This is a genomic window from Chryseobacterium sp. CBo1, assembly GCF_001693475.1.
GTDB classification, from domain to species: Bacteria; Bacteroidota; Bacteroidia; order Flavobacteriales; family Weeksellaceae; genus Chryseobacterium; species Chryseobacterium formosense.
This window is the reverse complement of record NZ_MAUH01000067.1, coordinates 90,904-110,173: the sequence shown is the minus strand read 5'-3', so window position 1 is coordinate 110,173 and position 19,270 is coordinate 90,904. Positions and strand designations below refer to the sequence as shown.

Below are 19,270 nucleotides of genomic sequence, written 5' to 3'. Positions count from 1 at the left end.
AGACTAGAATCTTCCGCTAAAAATTTAAATTAAATCCTAAAATCCCCAAAACTCGTTCAATTAAAATTACGGTTTCGAAACAAAAAATGATGCTCACTCAAACAGTGGGAATTTTTTAACGGATTGAATTTCAATTTTCCTAACGCTTCAGCTTCTTAGGTCAGAGAAATATTAGTAATCAATATAAAATTACTACACTCAACGACTTTTAAATCTTGAAAAATTTAAAGCAAAAAAATCCGGAAAAGAATCTATTGATTATGAAATTGCGGGAGGTCCCCGAAGTTGAAAGGTAAATTTAGTTTGCGACCAGATTTTTTCCTGTAAAGCAAAAACCTGCTCTGCCTCATGAGTATGTTTGATCAAAGTGAAACTAAATTCTTCCGGTAAAAGAGTATTTCCTGTTGCTAAAAAGTGACAGGCCAAACAGTCGACCGCTTTTTCTTTAGCTTCAGATTTTGAAATAGAATTTTCGGTTTTTTTAAGATTAAAATGCTTAAAATCTCCTGAATCATGATTGTGAAAGCTTGACGAAAACAACGCAAAGAAGTAAATCCCAAACATCAGTTTTGAGATAAAGCTTTTTAGTTGTCGGCTTTCCTTGAAAATCATTTGGCAAAATTATAAAAAATAAATGAAAGCCTTTTACATAAAGATTAAATTTTAATAATTTAAAGAGGATTATGCCATTTATAGTTAAAAAGTTTCGCTCCTACGGAGCTCAAATATTGATAAAATGATCATGCTACAAAGGTTTTGCTCGTACGGAGCAAAAAAATTTTAAAGCTTTTTTCAGGTCGCCCCTAAGGGGCTCTCTGAACATTTTAATTGTACATTCTATTAACAGATTGCTCCTACGGAGCAATATTCATCACGAGATTTTCTGATGGAGAAAACTTCTTTTAGGTACATCACATATCTCACAAAAAAGATGAACCAAAGTCCATCTTTCAATATTTTAAATTTAAAAATTAATCTAACTGCGTTCCCAAATGTTCCCATTCCTGTAATGCAAGATCAAGGTCTTCTTTGGTTTTATTGTATTTTTCTAAAGTTTCTTCAGAAGGATTTTCTTTAGTAAAAGAAGCTTCGAATTCTTCAATTTTTAGTTCAAGCTCAGAAATTGTTTCTTCAACTTTCTTCAGTTTATTCTGAATACTTTTTTGTTCTTTGCTGACAATGGTTGATGGCTGTTGGTTGCTAGTTGCTGGTTCTTCAATTTTTTTAGCCTTTACCTCAACCTTGGGCTCTTCACCATGAAGTTTTGCTTTTTCGGCAGAAATCTCTCTGATGGATTCTTTCTGTCTGAATTCAAGATATTCATTGATATCTCCTAAAAATTCTTTCATTTTACCATCCCGGAATTCATAGATTTTATCACAAAGTCCCTGTAAAAACTCTCTGTCGTGCGAAATGACAATTAAAGTACCTTCGAACTTCTGTAAAGCTAATTTGATAATTTCTTTAGACTGAATATCCAGGTGATTGGTAGGCTCATCCATAATCAACGTATTGAACGGACGCAGCAACAATTTACAAAGTGCCAAACGGTTTCTTTCACCTCCGGAAAGTACTTTTGTTTTTTTATTTACCGCTTCACCCTGGAACAAGAAAGATCCTAATAAATCACGAACTCTTGGTCTCGTTTCTTCGGTAGCAGAGTCTTCTGCTTCTTCCTGAACGGTTTTATTAGGCGTTAACACTTCTTCCTGGTTTTGGGCGAAGTAACCAATATTTACGTTGTGACCCAAGTTCCAGTTTCCTGAATAATCTTTGATGTCTCCGGCAAGAATTTTTGCTAAAGTGGTTTTCCCCTGCCCGTTTTGCCCAAGAAGGGCAATCCTGTCGCCACGTTGTACGATGAAATCAACATCATCAAAGATCTGCTTTTCACCATAAGCTTTCCCAAGATTTTCAGCTTCGAAAATAACTTTTCCGGGAATCTGCGACTGTACGAAACGGATATTGAATTTAGAAACGTCTTCGTTATCCACTTCAATACGTTCTATTTTATCTAATTTTTTAATCAAAGACTGGGCAAAAGATGCTTTGGTAGCACTTGCACGGAATTTATTGATGTTATCTTCCATCTGCTTGATTTCCGCATCCTGATTCTTTTTAGCCTGAATCAGTTTTTCACGGCGGTCTTCACGCATGATTAAATATTTGGAATAATTAGCTTTGTAATCGTCAACTTTTCTGTTGTTCACATCAAAAGTACGGTTACAAACCGCTGTCATAAACTGCTTATCGTGACTTACCAAAACAATTCCTCCGGGATAATCTTTCAAAAAGTTCTCCAACCAAATGATGGATTCCATATCCAGGTGATTGGTAGGCTCATCGAGAAGCATCAAATCGTTTTTCTGAAGAAGCAATTTGGCCAGTTCGATTCTCATTCTCCATCCCCCTGAAAATTCGTCGGTGATTTTTTGAAAATCATCTGCTTTAAAACCAAGACCAAAAAGAACTTTTTCGATGTCACCTTCCAGATTATAAGCATCATGATGCATCAAAAGATCATTCAGATCAGTCATTCTGTTGATCAAATCGGTATAAGAATCACTTTCGTAGTCGGTTCTTACGGTCAATTGATGATTGATTTCTTCCAGTTCATCTTTCCATGCATTGATTTGCTCAAAAGCCTGCATTGTTTCATTCCAAACCGTTCTGCCTTTCACAAAATCAAGATCCTGCTTTAGAAAACCAATCGTAATATTTCCTTCCGGAACAACATTTCCTTCGTAGAAATTGATTTCTCCGGAAAGCATTTTTAAAAGCGTAGATTTCCCCGCTCCATTTTTACCGACCAACCCAATTTTATCATCTTTTTTAATGGTAAAATTGACGTTTTGAAACAAATAGTTACCCGAATGATGTAATCCTAAACCCTGAACCGAAAGCATTTGAAATGAATATTAAATGTGAATAATGAATATGAATCTTTTTCGGGTGCAAAAATACGGAAAAGAAATGAAAGACAGGAAAATAAAAAGAGCCGTCCTAAACGACAGCTCACTGCTAAATTTTAAAAAAAACGTTTGCCTAGAATATAATTTCTGAAATTCAGCAGAACTTTATTTCATCAGTTTTTTTCATGTAGAACATCAAAAGAACAACGCAAAATAAGACAAAATATTTTGATTGCCGATACGTATAATCTACCAAATAGAAAAATCCGTATTTATACTGAGTACGCTTTACGCAAGAGAATAAATATTGTTCACGATTGCATAGATCACTATTCCGACGGTGTTTTTAGCACCAATTTTTTCAATTGCACGTTGTCTGTGACTTTCGACGGTTCGCGGGCTGATGAAGAGTTTCTCGGCAATCTCATGGTTTGTCATTTCCTGACAGATCAGCTTCACTACTTCACGCTCTCTATCGGAAAGATCATCATTCATCTCAAAAAGCGATTTCTTTTTTGAAGAATTGTTCATATAGGAAAGAAGCATTGCATGATCTTCATTGGTGAAAAAGATCCCGTTTTTATAGACTTTTGCAATCGCCTCTATGAATAATTTTTTGTTGGAATTTTTCGGCAGAAATGCAGAAACTCCCAACTTGACCATATACCCTAAAACGGATGTCTTGTAGTGTGACGAAAGAATAATAACTTTGAGATCAGGATATTTGTTTTTTAAAATCTCCACAAGCTCAAAACCGTTCATCGGCTCCATCTGTACATCAACGAGAGCGATATCCGGAAAGTCTTCTGCTGAAAGATTTTCGAGATTTTCGAGGAAGACATTTCCATCATTCGCCATCATCGTTACCGAGAAGTTTTTTTCTTTTGAAAGTAACATTTTTACCCCTTCAAGAATCAACTGTTCATCGTCTACCAAAGCAATTTTTATCTGCTCACTCATTGTTTTTATTAATTTTAAAAATTAGTCGGCTTCCTTTATTGGGCACACTTTTCCATTTAAATTCTGCATCCATCGATTTGATTCTGGATTCTATGTTTTTGATTCCCATTCCTTTTTTTACTTTTTCATAGTCAAAACCTTTTCCGTTATCGGAAATAACGATTGCAGTAAAATTATCAAATTCTTTTATTGCAATTTCAATTTTTTCTGCTCCCGAATGTTTAATAACATTGGTCGTAAATTCCTGAATAATTCGATAAATCTGAACTTCAACAAACATATCCTTTTTAATATAACGAGAGAGATGCATTGAAATATTGATCCTTGCCGATAAATTCGTAATCAGTTCTTCAATATATAAAATTAAGCCTAATTTCTCAAGATTTACAGGATAAAGCGAATGCGAAATGCTTCTTGTATTGTCTATTAATTCAGAAATCTGATTTGAAATCACTTCTGAAGCAGAATCATCTTCAATGTCAAGATTATTGAGCCATAATGAAAGAATGTTGAGCCTGTTGCCAATATCATCGTGAACTGCAATAGCAATTCTTTTCCGTTCTTCTTCCTGTGCTTTCGTATTTTCTAAAGCCAATTCTTTCTGATGCTGAATTTCAGCTCTGTTCTGCAAATCTTTTTCTCTGACAATACGATCAATAAAAGTTTTATATAATATCAATATAAAAAAGACGATAATCGCCAAGGTGACAATTATCAAAACCAGCAGATTGATATTGAGTGTTACTTCTTTAATTTTAAAAATGTATAAATAAATGAACTATATAAAATACTCGACAAAACTGTGTTGATTCCCAAAATCATATAAAAATTATCTTCTGAAAGATTCTGTAATTGTTGTTGAATAATAAATATGAATACAGAAACCGAATAATAAAAGAAAATGCTTGCATCCACTAAGATAAATCTGTTTGAACTGTTATCATCTTTAACCTGTTTCAATAAAGTAAATCCCGCTAAACAAATAATAACAATATTGGATGCAACTTTGGCTTCATCAAGATTGAAATTAATTTTAGGAATATTAGCACTAATTAAAAATATTACCCCAATAATTGATGAGATTACCAATGTATATTTTGGTAAATCTAATTTTTTTATGAATATATTGGTTATCAGTAAAAATTCTCCTGCTATATAATATTGATAGATAAATGATGTATCCTGCAATTCAAATATATACGCTAAGATCAAACCGACCAACTCAACAAGAAAAAGAAAAACAATATAATATGTATATTGTCTTTCTTTTTGACTTAATATGGTAAATTTCCAAAAAATAAGGAAAACTATTAATGCAAGCAATCCGTAATTTAAAAGCAAAAATGTCTTATAAAAATCTACCATTTGAATTCATTATTCAATTCCCAAATCAGGAATTTTGCAAACTGGTGGACAAGGTTTTGCATAATCAAAAGTATTCGAAATTGTTTCTACACTCCCACCTAAATTCTTAATAAAGGAAATAAAAATTAGTGCAGGAAGCTGTTTTTGATAAATATCAGAATATTTAAGCCCGAAAGAACAAACAAAACTTACTTCAGTTTCTGCCTTAGAAATTTTATCAAACGGAACATAGAATTTATTGAAGATACTTTTGCCTCCGTTTTGCTTGTACTCAGCATAAAACCAGTCTTGTCCGTTTTCCTTCCAGGATTCGATACAGTCAATCGCTATATCCTGATCCATAATCGGTTTACCTGCAACCGGAAAAAACATGTCTGAATCGTTATCGACCTTACGCATTTCTTTTGACAGAACTGCATTCTTCACCACCGTATAGGTTTGAATTTCCGTCAGTTTCAAATCTTCCTCCAAAGGTTCAAAAACAGAGAAAGGAACTTCACCTACTTCCATTTTGTTGCCTTTTTCATCAAGCGGGCAAAGCATTACAGTCAGTTTGCCTTCCATCACTCCGATTTCAGCGCAAAACTCTTTATTAGCGTTAGCTTTTCTAAGCCAGTCTACCTGCTCGGTTGTAAAATTGAAAATGTAGTTTTCGGGAAAAAGTTCGTTTAGTCTTCTTGGATCAGTTTTAGCATAGATCCATCCTTCCACTGCAGCAGTGTACTGTTCCCTGTTCAAATTTTGCATTAAAAGTTTTTTTAAAGGTTTACGCGATAAATTTATTGAATCCCTTTAAACTGCGCAAACATCCGATGAATAAATAAAAATAAATTAATATTTTCTCACAATTACATGAAAATAGGTTCATTTTTTTCTCTTAAAAAAAATTCAACGAGTTTTTAGAAAACCAATTTTAACTTAGAATCTATTTATTAAAAAACCTCACTGCACAAATATTTTACAATTAAAAGTAATTTAATAATTTCTCACCGTCACATGAAAACAGCTTTGCTGTCTCTCTTTGATGTAATGAATGCGTCCTGCATCGTAATAATATTTCAGAACCTTTTCTAGGGCAGATTCCAACTTAGGATTCGGTCTATGAACACCATTAAATCTTACATAAGAAATATCAAAAGAATTTCCGTAATTATGAGAGCTGATTCCCAAACTTGCGTTCGAATTAACTTTTCGTAGTTTACACTGATCTTCAAGTGTTCTCGTGATAGAAGTTACTGTAAAATAAGCTCCACCTGTATTTTTACTGAATCTATTGCCAATCCTTTCCAAATTCAGATACGCTTTTGAAACCAGCCAGGCTCTGCTGTAATCCAGTTTTTGAACTCGGTAACCCTTTCCTTTTTTATTAACGGAATGAAATTTCCCGCTATTGATGTATTTCTGTACTGTACCTGTAGTTTTGAGAATTTTTACATTAAAACTTTTTGAGGCATCCAGATGTGGCTTATAGAGAGGAGTCGGCTCTACTTTCAAAATTTCATTCAAATCATAACAAGGTGAAGATTTTGCCGATTTCTGACCGTGAAAAGTATGTGAAAAAATAACAGGAATTATTAACAGAAACTTTTTCATTCAAGAGACTTTAAAAATTTATAAACTAAAAATAATCATTTATGTTATAAAAATCAACTACAATTTAAAATTATGTGAAATATATCACTACCAAACAAATAAATATATTATTAAATTCACAAATAAAAACCCCACAAGTCATAAATATATTTAAAAATTATCATCTTAAATTAAGATATTAATTTTAAATTTGAAATACATTTAAAATAAACATTATGATAAAAAAACTTTTTGCTGAATTTTTCGGCACATTCTGGCTTGTTTTCGGCGGTTGTGGAAGCGCAATCTTTGCTTCACAAATTGCTCCCTCTTCAAACGGACAATTGGGAATTCTTTTAATAGGAGTCGCCCTGGCTTTCGGTCTTACAGTTCTCACCATGGCTTATGCAGTCGGACATATTTCAGGAGGACATTTTAATCCTGCGGTTTCCTTCGGTTAAGTTGCCGGAGGAAGGTTTTCTGCAAAAGAACTTGTTCCTTATATTGTAGCACAATGCGTAGGAGCAATTGCTGCTGCGGGAGCTTTATATTTTATCCTTTCCGGCTCCGGAACACCCGATTTTTCAGGACCGGGAGCTTTTGCCACCAATTTTTACGGTGATGCCGTTTATTTTGGCAAAGGATATTCTATGAGTGCAGCATTTTTAACAGAGTTTTTATTGACTGCTTTCTTCCTGATCATCATCATGGGAGCAACTGACAAATTTGCTAACGGAAAATTTGCAGGAATTGCCATCGGTTTAGGGTTAACATTGATTCATTTAATTTCTATTCCGATTACCAATACTTCTGTAAACCCTGCAAGATCACTTTCTCAGGCAGTTTTCGTTGGCGGAAATGCTATTTCCCAGCTTTGGCTGTTTTGGGCAGCTCCGATTTTAGGTGGAATCGTTGGCGGATTGATCTATAAGTTTTTGCTGCAAAAAAATTCCGAGGCTATTGCCGAATAAATATTAGTTATTATTACAAAATCCCGTCATTTGGCGGGATTTTTATTTTGTCTTCTTGATATCAAACGGATTTTTAAAGATGAGTTCTTCGTGTTTTCCTTTGATTTCCAATTTGCGCTGTAATAGATTCAGAGCCATTTTTCGGATAAAAAGATCTTTATCTGTTAATTTCCAGTAAGAATCTTTGTGAACTGTTTTAGGCTTTCGAATCAGATAAAACTCAGTTTCCCAAGAGTCTACATTGTGGTAAAATTCAATGATTCCGCAATGTTCAGGAATGGCTGAATGTTCGATCATTCCCATTGGCAACAAAAAACTGAAAGAATTGCAGATATAATCGCCACAGCAAATTTTATCGTGCTTCAGAAATTTTTCTCCTGTTGAGGTATTAACGTACGATTTTTTAAAATCATTTTTAAAATCACTTTTTGAAAGCTTAATTTCAATTTCGTGACTAAATCCTTCCGCATTAATGATCAGAATATCTGCTTCCCAATCTGCCTGAAAATGATTGGTCAAGACAATTTCTTTCTCAAAATCGCATTGAGAATGAATGTATGCATGAACAAGTTCTTCTATTTTTAACACTATTAATTTTTTTTAACACAAGGTTCGCTAAGATTTTTTTTTAATTAGAGTATTTTTCGGTCGCAAAAGCGCTTTGCTCAGCAAATGATAGCAGAATTTAAGTATCAATATCAACCACACTAAAACACTAGAGCACTCAAACTCATTAACCAATCAACTCACCAACAAGCTACAGCCCCGAATATCAGAATGATCAATCCTACCCAGAACCTGAAATTTATCGCCCATTATTTTACCCAAATCCTGCGTTGCAAGGAATGAACAGGAATGAATATTTGCCAAGTCAATAATATTGATCGCCCCTGTTCTGCCTTCTTTTTCATAATTAAAAGGATCTTCAGCATTTCTTACCAAGATTCTCATCCAGTTTGGGCATTGGTAGATATTTTCACCTAAAGAATATGCCTGAGAAAGCAATTCTGTCATCGAATATTCTGAATAAATTTTATCGGTTTTAAAACCTTCCTGTAGAATTTTCAATAATTCATCTTTGGTCATCTCTTCTTTTCGCCCTTTCATTCCGCCGGTTTCTATTACAGTTAAAGTGTCGGAGAGCTTGAGGGTTTGAGAGTTTGAGGTGCAGTAATCTAAGAAATCTAAAAGCGCAAACGAAACTCCGAATAAAATGACCTTTTTGTCTTTTAGATCATTCAAAAGCTTGAACAGATCTTCGTGATTGTACAGGAAATATCCGTTTTCGGTTTTGCCGGATTTTTTCATAAGGTAATCAACCATATAAATCAGCGACGAATTCTGCTTTTCAAGATAACTTGGCAACAGACCCAGGAAAATAAAATCTTCAGGCTTTCCGATAAACTGATCGAAACTTTTATAAATGCTTTCCTGATAGATATTTTGGTCCGCTATAAAATGTTTAGACAGATTCATCTGCGTTGTTCCCGAGCTCTGAAAATATAATTCTGTTGAAATATTCTTATTTAAAATCTGATGATTTTTAAACATTTCAATCGGCAGAAAAGGAATTTTCGCCAGTTCATCTACATTTTGAGGATCAATCTTCAGGTAATCAACAAACTTTCTGTAAATCTCAACATTTTCATATTGAAATCGGAAAGTTTCAAGACAGGCTGTCAAAAAATCTTCTTCGGTCTTTATGTCAAAAATATTTTTCAATTTATTTTTCAGATTAAATTTTAAGCTTATTGATTCAAAATGAATCTTTTACATTTTGCAAACCTAAATATTTGTAATTTATTTATTTGGAGAGCATACTTTTGGTCAAGTTTTTGCAACAACAAAATCGGAATATGGATTAGTAATAAAGAGTGTAGAACCTTTATTCAAGAATTGCCTCAATTTTTTTTGAGGTAATTTTTTTATTTAATTCTCAAATTTTTTCAATTCAAAATCATGTTCAAAAACTCCATAGGTAAAATAAGATATCCAGTCTCCCAAATTGATGTATTTCGAATTTTTTTCTAAATCTAAAACCATCGGCAAATGTCGGTGACCATAAATAAAATAGTCAATATTCTCTGTTTCCAGCTTTTTTTTAGAATAAATAATCAGAAACTCTTTATCTTCTCCCAAAAACGCCTTGTCTTCATCACCGGAAATCAGCTTGTTTTTCTGCGACATATACAATGCTATTCTCATTGCAATATCCGGATGAAGCCATTTGAAAAACCACTGCGCAACAGGATTGGTAAAGACTTTTTTCATTCTTTTGTACCCTTTATCTCCGGGGCCTAAACCATCTCCGTGAGCCAGTAAAAATTGTTTTCCGGAAATTTCAAAGTATTGTTTTTTATAAAAAACAGTGCAGCCGATTTCTTCTTCCAGATAATCTTTCATCCACAAATCGTGGTTTCCGACAAAGAAATACACCTGAATTCCGTGATCTTTCAATTCAGCAATTTTACCGAGAACACGTACATAACCTTTTGGTATGACGTGATTCCATTCGTGCCAGAAATCGAACAGGTCGCCCATCAAAAACAAAACCTGCGCATCTTCTTTGATCTCATTCATCCAACGGATAAATTTGGCTTCACGCAGTTTGCTTTCTTTCGGATCCGGAGAACCAAAATGCTGATCTGAAGCAAAATATACTTTTTTACCGGGTTCTAAATTGATGGCTGTTTTTAACACCGCTTTTGAGCTTTTTGAATAAATTACTGATTATCTTCTGCAAACCATTCCCCATAAGAGTTTTCGGTTTCGTGAAGTTTTAGATAAGCCAAAGAAATTCCTTCCGGAAGTTTAGATTTTATTTTTGCTGCAATAGCGTACAACATATTTTCGCAGGTTGGCTGAAAGGTGCAATAAATTACTTTATGTCCCTGATCTTCAAGGCTTTCTCCTAAATTTTTGTGCGGTGAAAGTCCGTTGATTAAAACGGCATGATCCCAAACATCAACAATCTCGGATTTCACAATACTTTTTATATCGCCGAAATCTACCACCATTCCGTTTTTGGGATTTTCAAGATCATTTACAGGCTTTCCTTTTACCGTAACGAAAAGTTTGTAAGAATGTCCATGCATATTTTTACATTTTCCGTCATAATTGTACAAAACATGAGCGGTTTCGAATGTAAAAATTTTTGTAATACGTATCATGGTGCAAAGATAGGGAAATTCAATATTTAATGAACGACCTTTGTACCGAGTTTACAATCGATTAAATCATTAAAACTTTAAAAAATCCTAGAAATCGAAAACACTAATACAATAGGAAGGATAATTATCAAAATAGGTAAAATAAGATTAAGAATAGCTTTCCCTACTGAGAATTTTTGTACAACAGACAAACCAATAACCATGAAAACCAATGTTGCAAGAGAAAGTATGATCTGAAAAACAGCAAGTATACTGCGAACAATATTACCAAATGAGCCGGGAGCTATATATTCAATATCACTGAAAACATCACGACCGTATATTGCTATTTGAGGAAACAAAAAGAATAAAATCAAAACAGACGGAATCATCGCATAAGCCATCATCCTGAATATTGAAGAAGTGTCACCTACTCCACCTAACCATTTTCCTGTCCAGCTCAATAAAGCAGAATAAATATAATAAGATATCCAGCCAAAAGCACCACCAATAACAATCGCTGAAAACAGAATCATAAGAAGTGAAGAATCGTCACCCATACTTTTTGAGGATGCGCGATCAAAAGCTCTTACCACACCTGCCAGAAACAATAGTATGTAATAATATTTTTCGTACTTGGTATCATTAATAAATTTAAAGATCCTTCTGGGTTCCGTCCATATTTTTGTGAAAACATCCCGATCAGACACAACATCGTATTTTTCGAACTCTTCAAATTGATTTTCCGTATAATTTGATTCCATGTTTAGTTTTTATTAAAAAACGAAAGTAATCATATTTATTAAAAATCACAATTTATTTAGCCAATCACTATCAAGTCGTTTAATTTTTTGAGTTTCTTTATCGATGAAGACCCAAAGCGTCAAAGAATCCACTACCAACTGATCATTACAGTAAAACTCAACTTTTCTAGGTTGGCGGATTCCTTCGGGAGCTTTCGGATACGTTTTAATCGTGATCGTATCATTTAAATAAACCTGCTTTTTGTATTGAATATGATGATCGAGAAGCATCCAGATGTCGTTTGGAAAATCGATTTTATGTTTTACAAAATCCCAGTGTTCCCCGGCAATTTCTTCTACCCATTTTACATACTGAACATTATTTACGTGATTATTGCTGTCAATATGCTCTTCTGTTACCTGTATTTCCTTTTCGTAGACTAAACTCATCTTCTTCAAATATTTACTCAAAAATAAATATTTTTGGATGGAAGTTGGGTGATGAAGCTGGAAGTTTATGATATATTTTAATAGTTTTTTTCATAAATTATCGTTTCCGGCTTTCAGCTAAAATAACTATCTTCGTTTTACACAATTCACAAATGATTTTAGATTTATTCTTCCCGAACCGATGTCTTGGCTGCAACCGAATTATTGAAGGTGATCTTCTGGTTTGTACGCTTTGTTTTGAACAGATCCATTTTACCCATCATCGCTACTTCGAAAACAGTTACCTCAAAGAAAAGTGCAAATTACTTTTCCCCATTGAACATTGCTTTTCGCTGATGCAGTTTGAAAAAGAGACCTTAAGCCGCAAAATCATTCACGAATTAAAATACAAAAGCAGAGAAAAGGCAGGAAAAATTCTTGCAGAATGGACGACCGAGAAATTAGATTTTAAAGATGAAAAACCAGATTTATTTGTTACAGTTCCCCTTCATTCTAAAAAATTAAAAGAAAGAGGATACAACCAACTGCATGTATTCACAGAAACTTTATCTGAATTTTACAAAATACCTTTTGATCATCATTTGATTAAAAGAAATCATTACTCAAAAGCTCAGGCTTTAAAGGATAAAAAACACCGTCTGGAAACAGAAAACACCTTTTCAATGACTACGAATATTTCGGGGAAACATATTTTGCTGATTGATGATGTTTTTACCACAGGGAACACTTTAGCAACGATTGCCTGGGAAATTTTGAAATCGGGCAATAATAAAGTGAGTGTTCTTGTGATGGCAATTGATATTTAGATTTAAAAATCACATATGAAATCCGACAATCAAAAACTATTAACCAAAAGCAACTCTCAACTTTTTTTCTTAATTTTCCGTCAAACGAATAACGATGTTACATTTAATTTTATTACACGGAGCTTTAGGTCACAGCGAGGTATTTGAACCATTCAAAAAAGAGCTTTCAAAATATTTTACAGTTCACACACCCTTATTTTCAGGCCACGGAGATCGTGAGATTCCGGAAACCAGAATTACTATTAAAAAATATACTGAAGAGTTACAAGAATATATTAATCAAGAAAAATTGAACAATGTTTATATTTTTGGTCACAGCATGGGCGGTTATGCTGCACTTTGCTATGCTTTGAAGCACTCCGAAAACATTAATTCTATTATGACTTTGGGAACAAAATTCGACTGGACAGAAGAACAGGCTACCAAGGAAAGTAAGATGCTTAATCCCGATGTTATCGCCGAGAAAGTTCCAAAATATGCCGAATTATTGAAAAAACAACATGGCACAAAATGGAAACAGCTGCTTCCTGAAATTGCTGAAATGATGATTGATCTGGGCAAAAACCCACCATTGAAAGGTAATTTGGCAACCATTCATATTCCTGTTCAGATTATGGTTGGTGATAAAGACAATATGGTGACCCTCGAAGAAAGTGTAGAGGTTTACAGAAGTCTTCCGAGTGCAAAATTAGCCGTACTTCCCGACACAAAACATCCTATAGATAAAGTACGACCAGATTTATTATTGAATATGATGAAAGATTTTTGGAATCTTTTATAATCTAAATTTTTAATGTAAAGAATATTTTGATATTAATTCAAAAATTATCTCTGAAGTTTCTCTCCGTAACTTAAATCTCCTGCATCACCTAATCCTGGAGTAATGTAGCCTTTTGAAGTTAAATTTTCATCGATAGCTCCAACCCAGATTTTTGCGTTGGGATAAGCTTTTTCGATCGTTTCAACACCCTGTCTTGATGCAATGGCAGCAACGATGTGAAGCTGAGAAGGATTTCCGTTGGTTAATAAATCTTTGATGGCTTCAATTAAAGAAGCTCCGGTTGCCAACATCGGATCGCCTACGATCAATGGTCTTCCTTCGATATTCGGACAAGTAAGATAATCCTGCTTGATTGAAAAATAATCGTTGGCATCGTGTTTTCTGTATGCAGCAACGAAACCACAGTCTGCTTTATCAAAATAATTCAAAATCCCTTCAAACAAAGGAACACCTGCTCTGAGAATGGTTGTAATAACCGGCTGAACAGCGATTTCTTTTACCCTGATTGTATCTAATGGCGTCTGAATTTCAATTTCTTTTTGCTCTAAACCTTTACTGATCTCGAAAGCTGCAATTTCACCGATTCTTTCCATATTTCTTCGGAATCTCATTCGGTCATGCTGAACATCGATATTCCTCAATTCGTTGATCCAAGAATTAACCAAAGAAAACTGTTCTGAAAGGATTACTGTCATGATTATTAAAAATTTGAGCCTAAATTAACTAATATTTCTAAGTTTTGGCTAAAGCCAAATTGATTTTGTTTTAATGTAGGCGGGCTAAAGCCCACCCTCCTGATAAATTAATTGTAAAATTATACAATAAAAAGAAAACCCTCTCAGAATCTAAAAGGGTTTTTGTAATTTATTTTTGTCTGAAATATACTTCGATTGGAACTCCAGTAAACCCGAATTGTTTTCTCAATTGGTTTTCAGTAAATCTTTTATAAGGTTCTTTTACATATTGCGGCAAGTTGCAGAAGAATACAAATTGTGGAGACGGCGTCGGAAGCTGTACACAATATTTGATTTTAATATATTTTCCTTTGTTTGCGGGTGGCGGAGTTGCTTCAAAAATCGGAAGCATTACTTCGTTTAGTTTTGAAGTTTTGATTTTCTTTTTACGGTCTTCGTAGACCTCCATTGCTAATTCTACAGCCTTTAAAATTCTCTGCTTCGTCAAAGCTGAAACAAAAAGAATCGGAATATCGCTAAACTGACCAATTTTATCTCTGATCGATTTTTCGAAATCTCTGATCGTATTCGTGTGCTTATCTTCGATCAAATCCCATTTGTTTACAAGAATCACGATTCCTTTTCTGTTTTTCTGAGCAAGACCAAAAATATTCATATCCTGAGATTCCCATCCCAAAGTTGCATCGACCATAATAATCACAACATCAGAATATTCGATAGAACGGATAGAACGCATTACAGAATAGAATTCCAAATCTTCATTAACCTTAGATTTTCTTCTCATTCCTGCTGTATCTACCAATACAAACTCGTGCCCGAATTTATTATATAAAGTCTGAATACTGTCTCTGGTAGTTCCTGCAACATCTGTCACGATATTTCTTTCGGTATCAAGCAATGCATTAGTTAGGGTAGATTTACCAACATTCGGTCGTCCTGCAATGGTAATTTTCGGCAAGCCTTCAAAAGGATCTTTATAATCTGTGGTCGGGAAATCTTTTACAATATCATCAAGTAAATCTCCTGTTCCTGAACCTGTTGCAGAGGAAAGTGTGTAGTATTTTTCAATTCCGAGCTGATAAAATTCTGTTGCATCAAGTTCTTCTTTAGACGAATCTACTTTATTTACAACAATATAAGTTGGCTTATTTGACCTTCTAAGCATTTCATGGATCTCATAATCGGTATCGGTAAGACCATCTTCTACATTCAGCATAAAAATAATCGATGTAGCTTCATCAATAGCCAACTGAACCTGTTTTGAAATTTCACCCTGAAAAACGTCATCATTATTTACATCATAACCTCCGGTATCGATTACGGTAAAATCTACTCCATTCCAGTCAGATTTCCCGTAATGACGGTCTCTGGTTACCCCTGCAGTAGAGTCTACGATAGCCTCTCTTCTTTCTAACAAACGATTAAATAACGTGGATTTTCCTACGTTGGGACGCCCAACGATTGCGACAATATTCGACATAAAAATGTTTAATAATTTAATTATTAATGGGTTTCTCCAACTTTTGGAGCCCAATTTTTTGCAAAGATAAGCCTTTATTATTTAGTAAGGAAAAATGAGATTATAAATCTCTCTTTTACAATCTAATAGTTGATAAAATTTATTATATTTAATCTTTAGGCATTTGATTTGTTTTAAACATTAAATCTTTGTAAATCTCACATTTATGAAAAAAATACTCATTATTATTCTGGTTGCTTTTGTGATCATTCAGTTTTTTCCGATTGATAAGACAAATCCTCCTGTTGATAAAGGAATGGATTTTATCAGTATTAAAAATATACAGCCTGAAATTGCCAATACAATCCGAACGTCTTGTTATGATTGTCATTCTAATGAAACACAATACCCTTGGTATTCAAGTATTGCTCCGGCTTCATGGTGGTTGAAAAATCATATTAATGAAGGAAAAAGTCATCTGAACTTTTCTATTTTTGCAACCTATGAACCTAAACGACAGATTCGTAAAATGGAAGAATGTGTAGAAATGCTTGAAAAACATGAAATGCCTTTAGAATCTTACTATTTAGGACATCAGGATGCAAAACTTACCGATGCACAAAGACAGGATTTGATTAAGTATTTCAAAAAAGAGATTGAGGAAACAAAGTTTAAAATGAATTAAAAAACTAAAGATTATGCAGGCGAACTGGGAACAAAAGCACATTGTATTTTTTGACGGTGAATGCGGCATCTGTAATTTCTGGGTGCAATGGATTCTTGAGAGAGACCGGAAAGACCAGTTTATGTTTGCCTCACTACAATCGGATTTTGGCCAGAAGTTTTTATCAGAAAGAGGCTTGGAAACAAGAGTTTTCAGTACGATGTATTTATGGAAACCGAATCAGTATTATTTAATAAAATCAAAGGCAGTATTACAAATTGCCAGTTTACTTGGCGGTATTTACAAGCTTTCTGCTTTGGGGAAAATAATCCCGGGAATTCTGAGCGATAAAGTGTACGATATTATTTCAAAAAACAGAATGAAAATTGCCAATCAGAAATGTTATTTGCCGACACCTCATCAGAGGAAAAAGTTTATAGAAGTCTGATCTTATTTGATATAAAAAGCTTTTTAATAATTAAATTTTAAAATTTTTTATTAATTTTTTATAAAGAATTAAGTTTTTCAAAACATATTTTTTATTAATCCATATATTTGCAGACTATGGAATACAACACCCAAAAAACTCAGCTCAATATGCCGGAATATGGCAGAATCATACAACAGTTGGTTGAACGTTGCAAAGAAGTTTCAGATAAAGAAGAAAGAAACGAGATGGCAATGGCTATTATTGATTTTATGGGGCAGCGAAACCCGCAATTACGCGACGAAGAAAATTATAAACATAAACTTTGGGATCATCTATTTATTCTTGCCAATTATGACTTAGATGTAGATTCTCCCTACCCTTTTCCTACCCAAGAACAACTTCAGGAAAAACCCAAAAGAATGGAATACCCAAAACTTCAGGGTGACTTCAAATTCTACGGGAAAAGTATTCTTCAGCTCATCGAAAAAGCAATCGAACTTGAACCAGGTGACGAAAAAGAAGCCCTGATCGAAGTGATTGCCAATAATATGAAGAAGTCTTATAATGTTTATAATAAAGAGCATGTAACAGATGATGTGATTTTCCGTCATTTGAAAGAACTTTCAGAAAACAGATTAGACCTTACCAGTATTGAAAGCTTAGAGAAAAGCAAAATCTACTACGCTAACAATACCAACAGGAATAACAACAATAAGAACACAAATAACAAAAACCAACCCGCAAAAAGAAGATTTAACAACAACAATCATAAGAATAACAGAAGGTAATGAGTGGAACATTTCAAATAAGAGGAGGAAAAAGACTGCAAGGTGAAATCACTCCACAAGGGGCAAAAAATGAGGCGCTTCAGATTTTATGTGCCGTTTTGCTTACGGATGAAGAAGTAAGAATTAAAAATATTCCCGACATCCACGATGTCAACAGACTAATTGAAATCTTGGGTGATTTTGGGGTAAAAGTAACCAAAAATGGTCACGGAGATTTCACTTTTAAAGCAGACAATGTCAATTTCGATTATATTAAATCTAACGAGTTTAAAAAAGACGGTGCCAAACTAAGAGGTTCAATTATGTTGATGGGACCAATGTTGGCTCGTTATGGTGAAGCTTATATGCCGACTCCGGGAGGCGATAAAATCGGAAGAAGAAGATTAGATACCCATTTCCAAGGTTTGGTGGAACTAGGAGCAGAATTTAATTATGATGAAGAAGAATATTTCTATTCATTAAAAGCTAAAGAACTCAACGGAAAATTCATCCTTTTGGAAGAAGCTTCGGTAACCGGAACGGCAAATATCGTAATGGCAGCTGCTTTAGCTAAAGGAAAAACAAGAATTTACAACGCAGCTTGCGAACCTTATCTACAACAGCTTTGCAAAATGCTGAACAGAATGGGAGCAAATATTTCGGGAATCGGTTCAAATTTATTGACAATTGAAGGGGTAGCTCATTTGAACGGAACAGAACACACGATGCTTCCGGATATGGTGGAAATCGGTTCGTGGATTGGTCTTGCTGCAATGACAAAATCAGAAATCACCATCAAAAATGTAAACTGGAATCAGCTGGGTGTAATCCCAAATACTTTCAGAAAACTGGGAATTCAGCTTGAGCAAAGTGGTGATGATATTTACATTCCTTCTCAGGAACATTATAAAATCCAGAAATTTATCGACGGATCTATTCTTACTGTTTCAGATGCGCCGTGGCCGGGATTTACACCGGATTTGCTTTCTATCATTTTAGTGGTGGCAACTCAGGCAAAAGGAAGTCTTCTGGTACATCAGAAAATGTTCGAATCGAGATTGTTCTTTGTTGATAAATTAATCGATATGGGTGCTCAGATTATTCTTTGCGATCCGCACAGAGCAACGGTTATCGGTTTAAATCAGGAATCACCGCTTCGCGGGACAACCATGGTTTCTCCGGACATCAGAGCAGGAAATGCACTTTTGATTGCAGCACTTTCGGCAGAAGGAAAATCGATCATTCACAATATTGAACAGATTGACCGTGGTTATGAAAATATCGACGGAAGATTGAAAGCGATCGGAGCAGATATTGAGAGAATTTAATTCGGTTGAAAGCTGGGAGCTTGAAGATGGATGTTTTTGAAGTCTTTAATTCCAAAGCTATTTCCTTTCAAATATATAAAAAGCGTTCAGAATTGATTTTCTGAACGCTTTTTTTTTATTTAAAATTAATTTTTGACCATTAAGGATTTTAAATTTTTAATAACAAAAATGAATTTGATTTTTTAAGATTTTAAAAATTAACTGCAGTATTTTACTAC

At 34.1% G+C, this 19,270-nt stretch carries 21 protein-coding genes and 1 pseudogene; 7 read left to right on the top strand and 15 right to left on the bottom strand.

Annotation, left to right across the window (positions count from 1 at the left end; all coding sequences use genetic code 11):
* Positions 1 to 258: 258 nt before the first annotated feature.
* The 7 genes from BA768_RS19250 to BA768_RS19220 all read right to left on the bottom strand — a co-directional run bounded on the left by BA768_RS19250 (position 259) and on the right by BA768_RS19220 (position 6,830).
* The gene (locus tag BA768_RS19250) at positions 259 to 612 is read right to left on the bottom strand and encodes a hypothetical protein (RefSeq protein ID WP_065722049.1); all 354 of its coding nucleotides are present in this window, start codon (positions 610 to 612) and stop codon (positions 259 to 261) included.
* A gap of 359 nt (positions 613 to 971) precedes the next feature.
* Positions 972 to 2,906 (bottom strand): ABC-F family ATP-binding cassette domain-containing protein, encoded by a 1,935-nt coding sequence (locus BA768_RS19245; protein WP_065722048.1) that lies wholly within the window; start codon positions 2,904 to 2,906, stop codon positions 972 to 974.
* A gap of 294 nt (positions 2,907 to 3,200) precedes the next feature.
* Complete coding sequence (locus BA768_RS19240; protein ID WP_034673184.1) at positions 3,201 to 3,872, bottom strand: response regulator transcription factor; 672 nt, start codon at positions 3,870 to 3,872, stop codon at positions 3,201 to 3,203.
* A complete protein-coding gene (locus BA768_RS19235) occupies positions 3,865 to 4,551 on the bottom strand; it encodes a sensor histidine kinase (RefSeq protein WP_228388513.1) in 687 nt (228 codons plus the stop codon). Before BA768_RS19235 ends, BA768_RS19240 begins: the two co-directional genes overlap by 8 nt.
* A 62-nt stretch (positions 4,552 to 4,613) precedes the next feature.
* Entirely contained in the window at positions 4,614 to 5,237 is a 624-nt protein-coding gene (locus BA768_RS19230; protein ID WP_065722047.1) for a hypothetical protein, read from the bottom strand.
* A 9-nt stretch (positions 5,238 to 5,246) separates the two neighbouring features.
* A complete protein-coding gene (locus BA768_RS19225) occupies positions 5,247 to 5,984 on the bottom strand; it encodes a hypothetical protein (RefSeq protein WP_065722046.1) in 738 nt (245 codons plus the stop codon).
* A 228-nt stretch (positions 5,985 to 6,212) separates the two neighbouring features.
* Complete coding sequence (locus BA768_RS19220) at positions 6,213 to 6,830, bottom strand: DUF5715 family protein (protein ID WP_065722045.1); 618 nt, start codon at positions 6,828 to 6,830, stop codon at positions 6,213 to 6,215.
* Between the two features lie 218 nt (positions 6,831 to 7,048).
* Here BA768_RS19220 and aqpZ point away from each other — a divergent pair.
* Positions 7,049 to 7,780: pseudogene (aqpZ, locus tag BA768_RS19215) on the top strand (aquaporin Z).
* A 42-nt stretch (positions 7,781 to 7,822) separates the two neighbouring features.
* Here the strand turns inward: aqpZ and BA768_RS19210 are convergent.
* The 6 genes from BA768_RS19210 to BA768_RS19185 all read right to left on the bottom strand — a co-directional run bounded on the left by BA768_RS19210 (position 7,823) and on the right by BA768_RS19185 (position 12,122).
* A complete protein-coding gene (locus tag BA768_RS19210) occupies positions 7,823 to 8,368 on the bottom strand; it encodes a hypothetical protein (RefSeq protein ID WP_065722044.1) in 546 nt (181 codons plus the stop codon).
* Positions 8,369 to 8,521: 153 nt separating this feature from the next.
* The gene (locus tag BA768_RS19205) at positions 8,522 to 9,502 is read right to left on the bottom strand and encodes an acyl transferase (protein ID WP_065722043.1); all 981 of its coding nucleotides are present in this window, start codon (positions 9,500 to 9,502) and stop codon (positions 8,522 to 8,524) included.
* A gap of 207 nt (positions 9,503 to 9,709) precedes the next feature.
* Positions 9,710 to 10,480 (bottom strand): UDP-2,3-diacylglucosamine diphosphatase, encoded by a 771-nt coding sequence (locus BA768_RS19200; protein ID WP_083206750.1) that lies wholly within the window; start codon positions 10,478 to 10,480, stop codon positions 9,710 to 9,712.
* Positions 10,481 to 10,503: 23 nt separating this feature from the next.
* Positions 10,504 to 10,950 (bottom strand): 6-pyruvoyl trahydropterin synthase family protein, encoded by a 447-nt coding sequence (locus tag BA768_RS19195; RefSeq protein ID WP_034673165.1) that lies wholly within the window; start codon positions 10,948 to 10,950, stop codon positions 10,504 to 10,506.
* A 77-nt stretch (positions 10,951 to 11,027) separates the two neighbouring features.
* A complete protein-coding gene (locus tag BA768_RS19190; RefSeq protein WP_065722042.1) occupies positions 11,028 to 11,693 on the bottom strand; it encodes a Yip1 family protein in 666 nt (221 codons plus the stop codon).
* A gap of 45 nt (positions 11,694 to 11,738) precedes the next feature.
* Positions 11,739 to 12,122 (bottom strand): acyl-CoA thioesterase, encoded by a 384-nt coding sequence (locus tag BA768_RS19185; RefSeq protein ID WP_065722041.1) that lies wholly within the window; start codon positions 12,120 to 12,122, stop codon positions 11,739 to 11,741.
* A gap of 152 nt (positions 12,123 to 12,274) precedes the next feature.
* On the opposite strand from BA768_RS19185, the gene BA768_RS19180 reads away from it, so the two are divergent.
* Positions 12,275 to 12,928 (top strand): ComF family protein, encoded by a 654-nt coding sequence (locus BA768_RS19180; RefSeq protein WP_065722040.1) that lies wholly within the window; start codon positions 12,275 to 12,277, stop codon positions 12,926 to 12,928.
* Between the two features lie 94 nt (positions 12,929 to 13,022).
* On the top strand, positions 13,023 to 13,709 hold the full coding sequence (locus BA768_RS19175) for an alpha/beta fold hydrolase (protein ID WP_065722039.1): 687 nt from the start codon (positions 13,023 to 13,025) through the stop codon (positions 13,707 to 13,709).
* A gap of 44 nt (positions 13,710 to 13,753) precedes the next feature.
* Here BA768_RS19175 and upp read toward each other — a convergent pair whose 3' ends face one another.
* The gene (gene upp / locus BA768_RS19170) at positions 13,754 to 14,404 is read right to left on the bottom strand and encodes a uracil phosphoribosyltransferase (RefSeq protein WP_065722038.1); all 651 of its coding nucleotides are present in this window, start codon (positions 14,402 to 14,404) and stop codon (positions 13,754 to 13,756) included.
* A 169-nt stretch (positions 14,405 to 14,573) separates the two neighbouring features.
* Positions 14,574 to 15,884 carry a ribosome biogenesis GTPase Der gene (gene der / locus BA768_RS19165; RefSeq protein ID WP_034673153.1) on the bottom strand — a complete coding sequence of 437 codons (1,311 nt, stop codon included), beginning with the start codon at positions 15,882 to 15,884 and terminating at the stop codon, positions 14,574 to 14,576.
* 205 nt (positions 15,885 to 16,089) lie between these two features.
* Here der and BA768_RS19160 point away from each other — a divergent pair, with 205 nt between their 5' ends.
* From BA768_RS19160 to murA, 4 genes are all read left to right on the top strand, one after another.
* On the top strand, positions 16,090 to 16,548 hold the full coding sequence (locus BA768_RS19160) for a heme-binding domain-containing protein (protein ID WP_065722037.1): 459 nt from the start codon (positions 16,090 to 16,092) through the stop codon (positions 16,546 to 16,548).
* Between the two features lie 13 nt (positions 16,549 to 16,561).
* Positions 16,562 to 16,975, top strand: a complete 414-nt coding sequence (locus BA768_RS19155) for a thiol-disulfide oxidoreductase DCC family protein (RefSeq protein WP_065722036.1) — start codon at positions 16,562 to 16,564, stop codon at positions 16,973 to 16,975.
* A gap of 116 nt (positions 16,976 to 17,091) precedes the next feature.
* The gene (locus BA768_RS19150; protein ID WP_065722035.1) at positions 17,092 to 17,745 is read left to right on the top strand and encodes a DUF4290 domain-containing protein; all 654 of its coding nucleotides are present in this window, start codon (positions 17,092 to 17,094) and stop codon (positions 17,743 to 17,745) included.
* Complete coding sequence (murA, locus tag BA768_RS19145) at positions 17,745 to 19,052, top strand: UDP-N-acetylglucosamine 1-carboxyvinyltransferase (RefSeq protein ID WP_034673145.1); 1,308 nt, start codon at positions 17,745 to 17,747, stop codon at positions 19,050 to 19,052. The genes BA768_RS19150 and murA overlap by 1 nt, the downstream gene beginning before the upstream one ends.
* Positions 19,053 to 19,270 lie beyond the last annotated feature (218 nt).